Below are 15653 nucleotides of genomic sequence, written 5' to 3' on the forward strand. Positions count from 1 at the left end.
GTTGTTTCTCAATAACAACTTTTTACGTAACTGTTCCTAGGATGATATGGCAACCGCCGCTATACTGATGAATCTGGTAGGCAGCAAATGATTTTCTCCCAACTGCTTCATTCATTTCACACCGTATCATGAGCATCCTGCTGTCGTTGGCGGGTGTGATTGCGGGTATCGTGCCCGTCAGCGGTACGACAAGACAACAGGCAAAGTAGATTCAATGCGATTGGACAAGTTTTTATCTCAGCAATTAGGTGTCAGCCGGGCGTTAGTCGCGCGCGAGCTGCGGGCAAAACGAGTCACTATTGATGGCGAAGTGGTCAAAAGTGGTGCGATTAAGCTGACACCGGAACAAGACGTGAGATTTGATGGCAACCCATTACAACAAACCGTTGGCCCACGTTATTTCATGCTGAACAAACCGCAGGGTTATGTGTGTTCGACAGAAGACCCAGATCACCCGACCGTGCTGTATTTCCTTGATGAGCCAGTGGCATACAAACTCCATGCCGCCGGGCGTTTGGACATCGATACCACCGGATTGGTACTGATGACCGACGATGGTCAGTGGTCGCATCGGATCACCTCACCGCGCCATCATTGTGAAAAGACCTATCTGGTGACGCTGGAACACCCATTGGCTGATGATACCGCGCAACAATTTACTGATGGTGTACAGTTGCATAATGAAAAATCTCTCACCAAACCGGCTCAACTTGAGGTTATAGAGCCTCAGTTGGTGCGTTTAACCCTCAGTGAAGGGCGTTATCATCAGGTAAAACGGATGTTCGCGGCGGTGGGAAATCGGGTTATAGAGCTGCATCGTGAGCGAATTGGCGACATTAAACTTGATGACGATTTGGCGCCAGGCGAGTACCGCCCGTTAACCACAGAAGAGATTGCCAGTGTCGGCGCGCCTCATCTGTAATTGATTTTCTATTACAGCGCGGGCTGTCTTGCCGTTGATATTACACTAAATAATTCGAGTTGCAGGAAGGCGGCAAGCGATAGAGTCCCGATGAGTTGACGGGAGTCAATGATTCGGGTGAAAGAGCGTAGCCAACGCACATGCGGCTTGAAGTATGACGGGTATAACCCGCGGTAGGTTATTGAAGGAGTTGTTGAACGTGCATGCCAGTACCCAAAATGAAGAGAAGAACCGGACATCCCACGTTGGCTTGATCTTTATCCTCGGTTTGTTATCGATGCTGATGCCTTTGGCAATTGATATGTATCTGCCGAGTATGCCGATTATTGCACAGGAGTTTGGCGTAGAGAGTGGTGCGGTGCAGATGACTCTAAGCGCCTATGTGCTGGGGTTTGCCATCGGACAAATGTTCTATGGGCCAATGGCTGATAGCCTCGGGCGCAAGCCGGTTATCTTTTGGGGTACGCTAATATTTGCGCTCGCGGGTATGGCTTGTGCCATGGCGCAATCAATCGAACAACTGATTAACTTGCGTTTCCTGCATGGTTTGTCTGCCGCCGCCGCGAGTGTGGTGATTAATGCATTGATGCGCGATATGTTCACTAAAGATGACTTCTCTCGCATGATGTCTTTTGTAGTGTTGGTGATGACCATCGCACCCTTGCTGGCACCGATTATCGGTGGTGCATTGTTGGTATGGTTTAGCTGGCACGCCATCTTCTGGACCATGGCGGGTGCTGCATTGGTCGGCGCGATTTTGGTTGCACTGTTTATTAAAGAAAGCTTGCCGCGAGAGAAACGGCAACGATTCCATTTGCGCACCACTATTGGCAATTTTGCCACGTTATTCCGCCATAAGCGGGTACTGAGCTATATGTTAGCGAGCGGTTTCTCTTTTGCTGGGATGTTCTCATTCCTCAGTGCCGGTCCCTTTGTTTATATCGATTTAAACGGCGTTTCTCCACAAAACTTTGGCTATTATTTTGCGCTGAATATTGTCTTCTTGTTCTTGATGACCTTGATTAATAGCCGCAATGTACGCCGCTTCGGAGCGCTTAAAATGTTCCGATTTGGCATGCTAGTGCAATTTGTTATGGGGATCTGGTTGCTGGTGGTTTGCGCCACTGGGATGGGGTTCTGGGCGTTGGTATTGGGTGTAGCGGCTTATGTCGGTTGCATCGCCATGATCACCTCGAATGCGATGGCGGTTATTTTGGATGATTTCCCACATATGGCCGGTACTGCGTCTTCTCTGGCAGGGACCCTACGCTTTGGTATTGGTGCGGTGGTAGGAACGCTGTTGTCGATGGCGCCATCCCGCAGTGCCTGGCCAATGGTAAGCTCAATGGCATTTTGTATAATTGTGGCCATGTTGTTGTATCTTTATGCCAGTCGCCCACATAAGGATGCGGTGAAATAACTATCGTCGTAATAACTATCGCCGTAATCCTTATCAAGGCTAAGTTGCTGGGGCTTATCAGTTAATGGTTATTGCAAGAAGGTGAGGGGGCGTCTTAGGGCGTTCCCTTCACTGACATTATTTATCCTCAATGTACTCATTATTTATTTATTCAATTATTTTCCTCGTCGACTCATTTATTCCCGTCAATATCGCCCGAATTGCCACTTAAAAATGCGCGGTTCTTGCGTTCAATCAATATAATAAGCATGCATATCATTATTTATTGCATAGTTATGATTGGCACCATATTGTTAACTTTTTGAGCGAACATATAAAAAATCGCAAATTGTTATTGAAGCGTTTTTATCAGATATTTCTGTCAGTCGAATAGTTACGTATGTTAGTAAATTTATATATTTATCAATTGATTAATTTCATTTTGAGCTATAGAGATAACATGTGATTGTTCATCAAATGTAAAAAATTCGCGAGCAATAAGTAATGGGTTTGCAAGAAAAATGGTTGAGATGGTCGCCATAAAGGTATAAATATAACGAAAAATGGGATCTAAATCTCAAACCGGTGGTTTCAGTCTGGATATGCAGGGCTGACACACGATTAAAAAAACAACACAAAAATGGCTTTGTTGGTTTTAAGTTTCTAAATTGTTATCAATGTTGTGTTTTGATGAGGGGTGAATCAGGCACAATGCCAACTTAGCGGCTATAACTTTAGTGAGTGTGAGTCATTGTGGTGCTTTTGTAATTTTTGAATTTTTATTTTTACTAGGAAAAACACGTGAATAATATCCAACTTTCGGTAGTACATCGTCTGCCGCAAAGTTACCGTTGGTTATCAGGTTTTATCGGGGTCAAAGTTGAACCGATACCACTGACGGCGATAGACGATAGCAATAATGATCTTATGGGGCTGAAGTTACTCAGCCACGATGGCAGCCATGCGCAGATTATCATGCAGCGGCTCCACCTCTCTCTACAAGAGATACAAGTGGATTCCGCGATAGTCGAATGGGAAGGCGAGCCTTGTCTATTTGTTCACACTCAGGATGAGAGTGCTACTATGTGTCGCCTGAAAGATGTCGGTGTCGCCATTGCCGAAACCCTGACCGCCTTGTACCCCTTCTAATTAGCTATTGCGCGTTGGTCGGTGTCATGGCGCTTGGGTATGCCCCGCACCAGACCTCAATCTGACGTATCCGCAAATTGTAGCAACTGCTGTGTATACTGCTGCTGGGGCGCGGCAAATATGGCCTGACAGTCACCTTGTTCTACTACCTCGCCTTGTCTTAATACAATCACCTGATGGCAGAGTGATCGCACTACCTGTAAGTCATGACTGATAAACAGATAGCTGAGCTGATAACGCTGCTGAAGGGATTTCAGCAAAGCCAGAATTTGGGCCTGTACCGACTTATCCAATGAAGAGGTCGGTTCATCAAGAATCAGTAACTGCGGTTGCAAGATCAACGCACGGGCAATGGCAATGCGCTGGCGCTGGCCACCAGAAAACTCGGTTGGATAACGATAACGGGTGACCGGATCTAATCCCACTTCTTCCATCGCTTTAATCACCCGTTGTTCACGATGTACCGCACTGAGTCTTTGATGAACTTCCAGCCCTTCGGCGATTATCTGCTGCACATTCAGGCGTGGGTTTAGCGCTGAGTAGGGATCCTGGAATACCACCTGAATTCGGCTGCGATAGGGCAGCATCTGTTTAGGGGTAAACTTGTGTAATGGCTGCCCGCTAAACCAAATCTCACCTTTTGAGGGTAACAAGCGCAGCAATGCCAGCCCTGAGGTGCTTTTCCCTGAGCCTGATTCACCCACCAAACCAAGGCTCTCACCGGGATTCAGGGTGAAATTAAGATCGTGCAAAGCATAATGGTAATCAACGGTACGTCGTAATAAACCACGTTTAATAGGAAACGCCACCTGTAGACCTTTTACTTCAAGCAGGGGTTTTAGATCCGGCGTGAGGGGCAGTGGGTCACCTTGTGGTTCGGCGTCTAATAATTGGCGGGTGTAGGGGTGCTGTGGGGTACTAAACAGCGCCTGACGGCTATTCTGCTCCACCTTGCGGCCTTCGCGCATCACTGCCACGTTATCTGCCAACCGGCGCACGATATTCAGGTTATGGGTGATAAATAGCAAGCTCATGCCCATCTCTTGCTTTAACTCTTTCAGCAAACTCAAAATCTGGGCTTGCACCGAAACATCCAGCGCAGTGGTAGGTTCATCGGCAATCAGTAATTTAGGTTGGGTCAATACCGCCATCGCAATCATCACCCGCTGGCGTTCTCCGCCGGAAAGTTGATGAGGGAAATCGCCCAAACGCCCTTTGGCATTACGAATACCCACCCGGTCGAGACATTGAATAATCTCAACTCTGGCCGCCTCCCGGCGCATACCGCGGTGCAGTGACAACACTTCTGCCAACTGTTTTTCAATGGTATGCAGTGGGTTGAGTGACACCATAGGTTCTTGGAAAATCATTGAAATCTGATTGCCGCGCACTTTTCGCAGCGTCGGTTCATCGGCATGCAGCAGAGATTGCCCGGCAAACAGAATATCACCGCCCGGGTAGACCACCGGTGGTGAAGGCAGTAAACGCAATATTGATAAAGCGGTGACACTCTTGCCCGAACCCGATTCCCCGACCAGTGCCAGTGTCTCACCGGCATTGATTTGCAATGACAGCTCGCTGACCACCTCGCGATCAATATTCGCCTGGCGAAATGCAACACTGAGATTTTGAATATCCAGAAGTGGTGAAGTCGCCATATCAGTACACCTTACTTGGGTCAAAGGCGTCACGTACTGCTTCGCCGATAAAGATCAACAGAGATAACAGCACTGCCAATACCAGGAATGCGGTGATGCCAAGCCAGGGAGCCTGAAGGTTATTTTTACCTTCTAATAACAGACCGCCTAATGACGGTGACCCCATCGGCAGGCCAAAACCGAGAAAATCCAGTGAGGTTAGTGTGGTTATCGAACCGCACAGGATAAAGGGCAGGAAGGTTAGTGTTGCCACCATGGCATTGGGCAACATATGGCGCGACATAATGACTCGATCACCTACTCCCATAGCTCGTGCTGCACGGATATAGTCATAATTTCGGGTACGTAGAAATTCTGCTCGCACCACACCCACTAATCCCATCCAGCCAAACAGCACGGTGATGGCTAACAGCCACCAGAAGTTGGGTTGGACGATGCTGGACAGTAGAATCACTAAAAATAGTGTCGGCATCCCCGACCACACCTCGATAAATCGTTGCCCCCACAAGTCAATTTTGCCGCCGTAATAACCTTGTACCGCGCCAGCACAGATACCAATTACGCTGGAGAACAGGGTTAATGTCAGGCCGAATAACAGCGAGATACGGAAACCATAGATGACTTTGGCTAAGACATCGCCGCCAGTACTGTCGGTGCCCAGCAAGTTGGTCCGGCTAGGTGGCGAAGGGAAAGGGACATCAGTCGCAAAATTGATGGTGTTATTGCTAAAACGTATGGGTGCCCAGATGGCCCAGCCATTGTCATTAATCCGGCCAATCACATAAGGGTCTTGATAATCTGCCGCCGTGGTTAAAATCCCACCAAAAGTGGATTCGCTGTAATTAACCATAAAAGGCATATAAATTCGGCCCTGATAGTTCACCAGTAGCGGTTTGTCATTGGCTATCAGTTCGGCAAACAGACTGATAATAAACAGTGTCAGGAAGATCCACAGTGACCAGTAGCCACGGCGATTATTGCGAAAACGCGCCCAGCGGGCCTGATTAATAGCACTTAGCCGTATCATTATTGGCGGCCCTCAAAATCAATCCGTGGATCAACCAGGGTGTAGGTGATATCACTGAGGATATTCAGCAGTAAACCAATCAGGGTGAAAATATAAAGAGTGCCAAACATCACTGGGTAATCACGCTGCAAAGTGGCGTCATAACCCAATAGCCCTAAACCATTGAGTGAAAACATCACTTCAATCAACAGCGACCCGGTGAAAAACATGCTGATAAAGGTGGCAGGGAAGCCAGCGATAACCAACAACATGGCGTTGCGAAAGACATGGCGATACAGAATTTTTTCTTCGGGTAACCCTTTAGCGCGCGCAGTCACCACATATTGCTTGCGGATTTCGTCAAGGAACGAGTTCTTGGTCAGCATCGTCAGTGTGGCGAAGCCGCCAATGACGGTAGCCAATACCGGTAAAGTGATATGCCACAAATAGTCGGTTATTTTGCCGTACCACGGCAGGGTATCAAAGTTACTGGAAACCAGCCCCCGTAGTGGGAATAGATCGAAATAACTGCCGCCGGAAAACAACACCACCAGTAAAATCGCAAACAGAAACGAAGGAATGGCATACCCGATTATAATGAGAGTACTGCTCCAGGTATCAAAAGCTGATCCATTGCGCACCGCCTTTTTAATGCCTAATGGAATAGAAACCAGATAAATAATCAGCGTGCTCCATAGCCCAAGTGAAATAGAGACCGGCAGGCTATGTTTCACTAACGACATTACCGATTCACCCCGGAACAGGCTGTCGCCAAAATCAAAGCGGACATAGCTCCATAGCATATCGAAATAGCGCTGGTGCAGCGGCTTGTCAAAACCAAAGCGTTGTTTGATTTCGGCAATAACTTCTGGGTCTAACCCGCGTGAACCGCGATAGTTGCTATCACCCACTTGTGCCGCATTGAGGCCGACTTTAGCCCCCCCCAGCCCACCATCACCGCCACCGGCGGTAAATCCACTGGAGTGACCCAATTCAATATTGGCAATCGCCTGATCAACTGGCCCACCCGGTGCAATTTGCACAATAAAAAAGTTGATGGTAATGATTGCCCACAGCGTGGGAATAACCAGCAATAGTCGCCGTAATAGATATCCACCCACAGCAGCCCCCTAGTGACGTTCTGTTGGCAGACGAGCTGCCTTGTTGACATCAAACCACCAGCTATCAAACCCAAGCGAATAGGTGGGGCGGTCTGCCGGCATCGAGAATTTATCCCAATAGGCAAAGCGGGCATGGTTGGAGTACCACATCGGAATCATCAGATAGTTCCAGGTCAATACCCTATCAAGTGCCCGGCCAAGGGACTGTAATGCCTCTGGCTGATCCTGATGTTTGATAATCTCTGCGATCAATTGGTCAATAGCCGGATCTTTAATCCCGGAGGAGTTATAACTGGAATCGATATAAGCCGAGCTCCACCAAATTTGCAGATTTGGGCTAGGGTAGGGGAAGGCACTGTAAACCGTCGGGATCATATCGTAATCCCGACTGCGCAGGCGGTTAACAAACTGGGAGCTGTCAACCTCGCGGATATTCATGGTAATGCCCAAACGCTGCAAATTATGTTTAAACGGTTGAACATATTGGAAGTTACTGCCACTGAGTAACAGCAATTCAAAAACAAAAGGCTTACCGGTTTTGCTGTTAACCAATTGCTGATTTTTCACTTCCCAGCCTGCTTCGCTGAGCAATTCCCGTGCTTTTAACAGATTATCCCGTGAGTCGCCGCTGCCATCAGTTTGTGGCGGCTGATAAATCTGTGTGAACACCTCTGGTGGTACTTTGCCCTTCAACGGACCCAGCCAAGCCAGTTCGGCACTATCTGGATAACCTTTTGCCGCATATTCAGTATTTTGGAAGAAACTATTGGTGCGTTGATAACTATTGAAATAGAAGGCTTTATTCATCCAGTCAAAGTCAAAAGCTAACGTCAGTGCCTGGCGAACTCGTCGATCGCTAAAAATCGGGCGCTGAACGTTAAATGCCAGCCATCGGGTATTTTGTGCTGAGTTGTCGACAATATCCTGCTTGGCGATATAATTTTTCGCAAAATTACCCCCGACATATTGTGTCGCCCAACTCTTCGGTGAGGTTTCCTCACGGAAATCGAATGCACCGGCTTTAAAGGCTTCCAATGCGACTTTATCATCCAGATAGTAGTCGTAGCGGATGGTATCAAAATTATATTGGCCACGGTTAACCGGCAGATTGGCTGCCCAGTAATCTCTCACCCGTTCATAGGTAATAAACTGGCCCATCTTATATTTGCCGATGCGATAAGGGCCGCTGCCAACGGGGGGCTTGCTCAGCGGATCACTCAGTTTATGGTTTTGCCAGAAATGAGCAGGCATCACCGGTAAGCCAAACAAACCTAACATTTTATCTTTATTCGGTTCCGGGAATTCAAAACGCATTGTCAGCCGGGAAATGGCTTTTACCTGTACGCCTTTATAAATAATGCGAAATTGTGGCACACCTTCGGTCATAAATTTATTGAAGGTGAAGGCGACATCCTGTGCGGTAATAGGGGTGTTATCATGAAAACGGGCACGTGGATTTATATCAACTTCAATCCAGTGTAAGTCAGGCGCAAAACGTGCGGACTCGGCAATTAATGGATAGTAGCTGCCAATCTCATCGTCCGAGGTACCAAATAGTGAGTCATACAGCCGTTCAGTGCGTATCGCCGGGTTACCGCGCAATGCATAACGGTTAAAGTTATCAAAGGTACCAATGGCCGATAGCGTGATATCCCCACCCTTCGGGGCGGCTGGATTGACGTAATCAAAATGGCTGAAATCGGATGAATACTTAGGTTCACCCAGTATGGCAAAAGAGACGCCTTCTTTGATGGTTTCAGCCTGTAGGCCAAAACTCAGGGCTGAAAGTACCAAGGCAGCAAATAGGCGTGGCAACATATTGGCGGTAAGCTCCTGCGTTTCATTCTGATAATAATAATCTTAAACGAAATTACCAGTTTGCAGGGGATTAAAGCAAACATTAAGCCAAATAACTTACTCGAATCAGCTCATTCGAGCTGTGTATGCGCAGTCAGGCCGCAACGTCAATTACTTTGAATATGTTTTTTTGTTACTATTTTTTATTATAAAATATGACGAGATCTTTAACAGATAATGGTTTGCTGAGTAAGTAACCTTGTAAGTAGTTTACGCCATGATGTGCCAAATACTGGAGCTGTTGCTCTGTTTCAACACCTTCAGCGACGGTTTCAATATTGAGTTTATTTGCCAGCATCAGTACTGCGTCTAATACCGGTGCTGCTACGGTATTAATGCCGATGGTGCTGACAAAACCACGATCAATTTTAATATAATCTAAAGTAAAACGTTCTAAATAGATCAGGGCGCTATGACCGGTACCAAAATCATCGACAGCAATTTGTATCCCCTGAGAACGCAGCCAGGCAAATTGTTTAATAGCGAGCTCTTCTTCAACCATACCACGCTCGGTAATCTCGAATACTGGTGCCAAGATATCCGTATTTAATTGCTTTAACATCTGAGAAACATCTTTGCGGAAGTTATCATCAGCAAGATGGACAGGGGAAATATTAAAGGCCAGTTTAGTCCCAGCCGGAAGGTGGTCTGCTATTAATTCACTGTCTTTGATGATTAACTCAAATAGATGCCGGGTTAATGGCTGAATCAGATGTTGAGCTTCCGCATAGGGAATAAAAAGATCCGGGGATATACGCCCTTCAATAGGATGTTCCCAACGAATAAGCGCTTCAAGGCCAGATAATGAACGATCATGTGAACGAAATACTGGTTGATATTCAACGAAGAATTCGCCGCGTCGAATACCGCGCAAAATTTCAGCTTCAGCACTCTGGCTGGCAATTAAAATATAATAAGCAAGGATTCCAACCAGACCGGCAAGTAATAGCCCTCCTAATAGGGTCATGCGAATGTCATCAGCTGTCAGGCTAGTATGATAAATCAATATTTTAATCGGGTAGCCCGGTAGCTGGATCTCACGAGAGGCGCGTGCCGGTAGCTGGCTGATAGGTAAGACTTTAGAGTCAAAAGTCGTTACCGCTAATTCATCAATAATAATGGCTAAGCCGTTGACTTGATTATCTGAATAATTCAGCAATAAATAAGGGTGTAAGGTTAATTCTAATGTCGCCAATACACCGGTATTGCCGCGCCCAGCTTCACGCAACCACACCCCGACCGCAGGTTTACTGGGCATCATGGGGGTGCCTTGCTGAATTTTAAAGTCCAACGGCTGATGTAAGTTTATTTTAGGATATAGCGCACTGACAGCGACTTGCATATCACCTGTTGCTGAAGAGCAATAAGCGATACTGTCTCTAACCAATAAAAATGCTCTGACACCATTAGTAAATGCAGCCCGATAGTGGAGTGCCGGGCTGGCTTGCTCACAACTTTTGTCACTTAGCGGGATAAGTTGAGACATAGTGGTAGTCAGTTCATTTAGAAACTGGGAGGCGTAGGAGATAATATGATCACTTTGTGTTGTTAATTTACGTTCACTACTGCGATAAAGTAATGACAAAGTAATAATGACAAAGCAAATAAAAAAACAGAGTGCGAGGATGACACTTTTTTTTACAAGATGGCGTCTGGATAAAATATTGCGGGAGAACGCACTGTTTGAACCCATGTTACGCCGCTCCTCAGCATGATCGATAAAGTGTTATGAGTATAAGTTAAGTTAGCAACGCAACGCTACCAGTTTGCCAATGCGCAGGGTTAACAGTAATTAGCCTATCCAATTGAATCTCTATTCAATATAAATAAAAGATGCGGTTTAAATGCATCAAATAACTGAAACAAGCAGCGTTCATTTATACCGATATATTTTTGGCAATATGCTTCGATAAAACAAATCCCCAGCTTATTAACACGACCTATATAATTTTATAAGGATAAATCGTTGGTAGAGATCTCTGATCGCCAGAAAAGTCTCAGCTAAGCGGGAATTATCTTACACAGAAAATTCTTGGATTTCGCGCCCTCCAGCCAAAAAAGGAGGTTTCCTACAAATTGACCGGAAATTGGGCTGGTAGCGGAAGGATAAGGAGGTATGTTCAGACAATAAAAAACGCTGCCAATGGCAGCGTTTTACAGTTTCGTTTGGTATCTCGGACAACAGGAATAAAAATCAGCTAACTGCGCGAACCGCTACTTAGGACACGACGGCCATCGCGATAACGCTTATTCCAATAATCTTCATTTAGGCTCGATATCGTCACACCGACACTGGTCGATGCATGCACAAATTTATCGTTACCTAAGTAGATACCTACATGGCGGCCAGTCGAACCTGCACGGAACAGCACCAAATCACCGGGGCGCAATTTAGTTCGTTGGATTGTTTTGCCAAGATCCTGCTGCTCAGAGGTTGAGCGTGGCAAATCCATACCAAATTGTTCACGGAAAGTGGTTTGTACAAATGCGGAGCAATCAATACCGCGTTTGCTGCTACCGCCTAAACGATAACGAACCCCTTTCCACCCTGCATACTGTTCTAAAATCTTCGACTTGACGTCAACGTTGCGTACCATCGCTTCGAATTCATCCTGAGAGGCTTGCAGTAAAAGCCCATCTTTGTCATTAACTGCACGCATCTCAGTTTGCGCATTATGTAAGTTCGAAGTCTGTGATGAACTACACGCGGATAACATTACCGCTGCTGCAACCGCAGGAATTACCCGCAGAATATATCTCATAATAGGTTGAGACTTGACCATTGTTGTTGTTTTCCCTTGCTGTCCTTACGACGGATGTCGCTACCAAAAAAACCAAACGAATCGAGATTATTGATTGAGATCCGATTAGACAATCACTTAACTGAATAACTGTGCTAGAACGCACAATATTAATCATGCAAGAGGCGAATGACCCAAATCCGAACACAAACGTTTTCGAGATTACCGTAATGATTAATAAAAGGCGAGACCTTTTACATCCATTATTATAGCTAAAGGTTATGTAACATAATGTAAAATTTCAGATTAAAAGTGGATAGCTGGATTTGTAGCCGTTTGGTAACAATAAATGAAGGAAAAGGTTAAGGTGAGAGAAAGGCAAAAAATGAACTTTTTTGCCTTAATATAAAGCCAATAACGCTATTGGCTTTTTGCCCCTGGTAGATTCCGGTTAATCACATCAATTATCTTGTCACTTAATGGCGTCAGCAATACCCAGCTTATCCCAACCAGCACTATCGACAGTGAGCCGACCGCAATGTCAGTAAACCAATGCGCGCCAATCATCACCCGTGGCATTGAAAAAATAACGACGATCAGTAGGGCGATGGCAAAAGCACCGCGGGAAAAATAGCGCAGCATAAAGCAGGCAAAGATCATCAGCATCATGCCATGGTCGCCAGGGAAACTATCACTGGAGGCATCTTTGGTTGGAATACCGGTTAATTCACTGACGCGATTTATATTTTCAAACGTCAGTGTCGGGCTGGGATGCGAAACAGGCAGCAGATGACCTAGTTGATTGAGGACCACCGCAGTTAATAGCATAACAAACCCGGTGACTATCAGGCGGCGGCGACCCGCGGGTGTTTCCTTCATATAGAAGTACAAATAAAGCAGCCCCATAGATATTAGGGAAATAACATCAAAAATCCGGTTGTTGGTGATAGCCACCCAATGCAGAAATGACGTGCTGGACAGCAGGTGTTGGTTAAAATAGAAGAATATTGCCGAGTCTATTTTAAACCAAATGCCATGGTGCGCCGGGATATACCAAGATAAGAACAAAGCAATCCCAAGAAAATTGAGCAGTAGTATTGTCGGTAAATTACGCCGAGTCATGCGGGGCCTATAAATTATCAATGTATGAATTGTGTAACAAATAAAAATCGAGGTATATCATACCCCTTTATGTAGTCTGATAGTCAGTAATTGATGCTGTAGCATGTTCCAATCCGCTTCAGAGGCACTAATCAGCTCAATTCGGCTGTCCAGTGGTGCTATTTGACGTGTTTCTATTTGCAAGTCAGCACCTTGCCGGTTAACCACCAAAGTGCCTTCGGCAATACGCATAACACCTTTGACCCGCTCCACTGGATTTAACCGTATCCATTCCAACAATGGAACCGTATCAAACACTGTCTCAGCATTAAATACCCAACCACAGCTCTGATAACCTTGCCCCTGATTCAGCGCTCGCCGCCAAGGCTCGATCCCTTTTAAACGGAGTGCCGCCAAGCCTTTTTGTCGCCCTGAACCGTGGTGATGGGTACCGTCAGGCAATTCATTATTATTACTGTGTGGGATATCAAGCAGGGCCGCATCTACCTTTCCTTGTTCTGCATAATAAAGTGGACGTGGCATGGATTGGCGGTCATGCCATTGCTGCAATGCACTGTAGTCCTGTGAGGTGTAGGTATCCTGCTTATTTGCCACGATGATATCTGCGGCCGCCAGTTGGTCGCGGAAGTTCTCATTTTCGGTATAACGCGGTTCACTTAACTGGCGGGCATCGACCAGACAGAGGGTGGCACGCAGGTCAATCCAGGGTTGGTAAATATCGGAGGTTAATAAAGACAAGATCTGTTTTGGATGGCCCAATCCAGTCGGTTCGATTAATAACCGATCCGGTTTTGCCTGCTGTAGCAGCATATTCAAACCCACTTGCATCGGTAACCCATTAACACAACACATGCACCCGCCCGGTATTTCTTTTAATACCGCACCGCTGTCTGCTAATAGCGCACCATCAATACCAATCTCACCAAATTCATTAACCAGTACCGCCCATTTTTCATTTTGCGGTTTTTGTGACAATAAATGGCGAATGGTGGTGGTCTTACCGCACCCCAAAAAGCCAGTAATCAAGTTCGTTTTTGTCATCAGAGGCCTCCTACCGTAAATTTATTTTCAATAACCTCTCAAGAAAAGGCTCATGGGTGTCGATGTTATCAGAAGAGGATATAACACCAGCCAAGCTTATTATTAAACGAAAAAGGCTAAAAGGCAGACAATTTCCTAGGTATGTTAGGAACCTCGCCTAATAGCGTTGCAAGACTAAGCAATATAATTCACTTCTACGAGGAATCTTAGTGAGTTATAAACGGAGTCGGGCAATAAAAAATGCTCGCTCATTCCCATCGCTCTGGCTGGAATCCTCTATCATTTAAAATGACAGATATGAGAGTCGAGGTGGTTATGATGAATTTTCGAGTGCTAATTATCGTAGCAATAATGTTTTCATGGATAGTCTCCTTTGCTGCAAGTAGTGCGCAATCTACCCGGTCTGCTACAGGAACAATTACATTTTTTGGTGCTATTGTAGATAGTCCATGTGATACCGCTTTCATCGAGAGTATCATTACCACACGCTGTTATCGTAATGGTGAGACATTGACTCAACGGCAAGTTGTTTCTGCTAATATGCCTCTCACTGCCCGTTTACCGGGTAATTTAGCTTCTTCCCATCTGGAATGGTTGAACCCGCAGCGTAGTCTGGGAATTTTCACCGTCACTTATCTCTAATATATTCAAACAATATGACGCATTCCTACAAGCACGGCTTATCACAGTGATAAGCCGTGTTAGATGGATGATGCGATTCAAATGAAATCATCTTGTTTCGCTACAATGATATTGTTCGACCACATGATATACTAACCCTCATTCAGACACCCTTTGGTCAGGCCAATTTGGTATTAGTCACGCCAATACCTGATGCAGGAAATAAGGTTATGCGGTTATATCAGGAAGTGGGCAGTCAATTGCGTGAGGCGATTGTCAGCGGGCAATACAACTTAGGCGATCGTTTACCGCCTGAGCGTGACATCGCCGAAAATTTCAGTGTCAGTCGCAGTGTGGTTCGTGAAGCACTGATTATGCTGGAGCTGGAAAAATTGGTGGAGGTACGCAAAGGTTCAGGCGTCTATGTGGTTAACGTGCCCGATATGCCAGCAAACGGTGAATCCGCAGTGGCCTCTGATAGTGGTTACGGCCCATTTGAATTACTGCAAGCCCGCCAATTACTGGAAAGCGAAGTTGCCGCTTTTGCTGCCATGCAGGCGACCAAAACCGATATCATCAAAATGCGTCACGCCATCGAGCAGGAAAAGACTGCACTGGCTGCGGGGGCAGTGGATGAAAGCGCTGATGAGTTGTTTCATTGCCTACTGGCACAATCGACGCAAAATAGCGTGCTAGCCAATATGGTTACAGAGGCCTGGCAAGCGCGCAAAACCAGCGCCATGTGGCAGGTTGCTCACCGTCACACCCTGGATTTCAGCTACCGTTGGCAGTGGTTGGAAGACCATCAGAAAATCTTGCAAGCGGTGTTACGCCGTGACAGCAAAGCGGCTAAGCAAGCCATGTGGCAGCACTTGGAAAATGTAAAACTAAAACTGCTCGAGCTTTCAGATGCCAACCATCCTGATTTTGATGGTTATTTGTTTGAGTCTGCGCCGTACCAGCTTGAAGAATAATTTACCCTTCGGCCTTGAAGTTGCAGCGGTGTTGGCTGCACT

The 15653-nt window shown here is 46.2% G+C and carries 13 protein-coding genes; 5 read left to right on the forward strand and 8 right to left on the reverse strand.

Features of this window, described 5'->3' with window-relative positions; all coding sequences use genetic code 11:
• Positions 1-214: 214 nt before the first annotated feature.
• From A6J66_002465 to A6J66_002475, 3 genes are all read left to right on the forward strand, one after another.
• Positions 215-922, forward strand: a complete 708-nt coding sequence (locus tag A6J66_002465; GenBank protein PNM23149.1) for a 16S rRNA pseudouridine(516) synthase RsuA — start codon at positions 215-217, stop codon at positions 920-922.
• A gap of 199 nt (positions 923-1121) precedes the next feature.
• Positions 1122-2342 carry a Bcr/CflA family drug resistance efflux transporter gene (locus A6J66_002470; GenBank protein PNM23150.1) on the forward strand — a complete coding sequence of 407 codons (1221 nt, stop codon included), beginning with the start codon at positions 1122-1124 and terminating at the stop codon, positions 2340-2342.
• A gap of 780 nt (positions 2343-3122) precedes the next feature.
• Positions 3123-3470 (forward strand): hypothetical protein, encoded by a 348-nt coding sequence (locus tag A6J66_002475; GenBank protein ID PNM23151.1) that lies wholly within the window; start codon positions 3123-3125, stop codon positions 3468-3470.
• A gap of 56 nt (positions 3471-3526) precedes the next feature.
• Here A6J66_002475 and A6J66_002480 read toward each other — a convergent pair whose 3' ends face one another.
• The 8 genes from A6J66_002480 to A6J66_002515 all read right to left on the reverse strand — a co-directional run bounded on the left by A6J66_002480 (position 3527) and on the right by A6J66_002515 (position 14016).
• A complete protein-coding gene (locus A6J66_002480; GenBank protein ID PNM23152.1) occupies positions 3527-5128 on the reverse strand; it encodes a microcin C ABC transporter ATP-binding protein YejF in 1602 nt (533 codons plus the stop codon).
• 1 nt (position 5129) lies between these two features.
• Positions 5130-6158, reverse strand: a complete 1029-nt coding sequence (locus A6J66_002485; GenBank protein PNM23153.1) for a microcin ABC transporter permease — start codon at positions 6156-6158, stop codon at positions 5130-5132.
• The gene (locus A6J66_002490) at positions 6155-7255 is read right to left on the reverse strand and encodes a microcin C ABC transporter permease YejB (protein ID PNM23154.1); all 1101 of its coding nucleotides are present in this window, start codon (positions 7253-7255) and stop codon (positions 6155-6157) included. The genes A6J66_002485 and A6J66_002490 overlap by 4 nt, the downstream gene beginning before the upstream one ends.
• 9 nt (positions 7256-7264) lie before the next feature.
• On the reverse strand, positions 7265-9073 hold the full coding sequence (locus A6J66_002495; protein ID PNM23155.1) for an ABC transporter substrate-binding protein: 1809 nt from the start codon (positions 9071-9073) through the stop codon (positions 7265-7267).
• A gap of 175 nt (positions 9074-9248) precedes the next feature.
• Positions 9249-10805 carry a phage resistance protein gene (locus A6J66_002500; GenBank protein ID PNM23156.1) on the reverse strand — a complete coding sequence of 519 codons (1557 nt, stop codon included), beginning with the start codon at positions 10803-10805 and terminating at the stop codon, positions 9249-9251.
• Between the two features lie 505 nt (positions 10806-11310).
• Positions 11311-11895, reverse strand: a complete 585-nt coding sequence (locus A6J66_002505) for a bifunctional murein DD-endopeptidase/murein LD-carboxypeptidase (protein ID PNM23157.1) — start codon at positions 11893-11895, stop codon at positions 11311-11313.
• A 378-nt stretch (positions 11896-12273) separates the two neighbouring features.
• Positions 12274-12975: a phosphatase PAP2 family protein gene (locus A6J66_002510; GenBank protein PNM23158.1), complete on the reverse strand. Its 702-nt coding sequence runs from the start codon at positions 12973-12975 to the stop codon at positions 12274-12276.
• 57 nt (positions 12976-13032) lie between these two features.
• On the reverse strand, positions 13033-14016 hold the full coding sequence (locus tag A6J66_002515) for a GTP-binding protein (GenBank protein ID PNM23159.1): 984 nt from the start codon (positions 14014-14016) through the stop codon (positions 13033-13035).
• A gap of 315 nt (positions 14017-14331) precedes the next feature.
• Between A6J66_002515 and A6J66_002520 the strand changes: the two genes are divergently transcribed.
• Positions 14332-14658 (forward strand): hypothetical protein, encoded by a 327-nt coding sequence (locus A6J66_002520; protein ID PNM26870.1) that lies wholly within the window; start codon positions 14332-14334, stop codon positions 14656-14658.
• A 209-nt stretch (positions 14659-14867) separates the two neighbouring features.
• A complete protein-coding gene (locus tag A6J66_002525) occupies positions 14868-15611 on the forward strand; it encodes an FCD domain-containing protein (GenBank protein ID PNM23160.1) in 744 nt (247 codons plus the stop codon).
• Positions 15612-15653 lie beyond the last annotated feature (42 nt).

Origin of the sequence: Yersinia enterocolitica, from assembly GCA_002082245.2 — a bacterium.
GTDB lineage: Bacteria > Pseudomonadota > Gammaproteobacteria > Enterobacterales > Enterobacteriaceae > Yersinia > Yersinia enterocolitica_E.

Excerpts from the sequence above, each read along its gene's own strand:
- A6J66_002505 (PNM23157.1), bottom strand. The coding sequence starts at position 11,895 with ATGGTCAAGTCTCAACCTATTATGAGATATATTCTGCGGGTAATTCCT.
- A6J66_002495 (PNM23155.1), bottom strand. The coding sequence starts at position 9,073 with ATGTTGCCACGCCTATTTGCTGCCTTGGTACTTTCAGCCCTGAGTTTT.
- A6J66_002480 (PNM23152.1), bottom strand. The coding sequence starts at position 5,128 with ATGGCGACTTCACCACTTCTGGATATTCAAAATCTCAGTGTTGCATTT.
- A6J66_002515 (PNM23159.1), bottom strand. The coding sequence starts at position 14,016 with ATGACAAAAACGAACTTGATTACTGGCTTTTTGGGGTGCGGTAAGACC.
- A6J66_002500 (PNM23156.1), bottom strand. The coding sequence starts at position 10,805 with ATGGGTTCAAACAGTGCGTTCTCCCGCAATATTTTATCCAGACGCCAT.
- A6J66_002465 (PNM23149.1), top strand. The coding sequence starts at position 215 with ATGCGATTGGACAAGTTTTTATCTCAGCAATTAGGTGTCAGCCGGGCG.
- A6J66_002510 (PNM23158.1), bottom strand. The coding sequence starts at position 12,975 with ATGACTCGGCGTAATTTACCGACAATACTACTGCTCAATTTTCTTGGG.
- A6J66_002520 (PNM26870.1), top strand. The coding sequence starts at position 14,332 with ATGATGAATTTTCGAGTGCTAATTATCGTAGCAATAATGTTTTCATGG.
- A6J66_002525 (PNM23160.1), top strand. The coding sequence starts at position 14,868 with ATGCGGTTATATCAGGAAGTGGGCAGTCAATTGCGTGAGGCGATTGTC.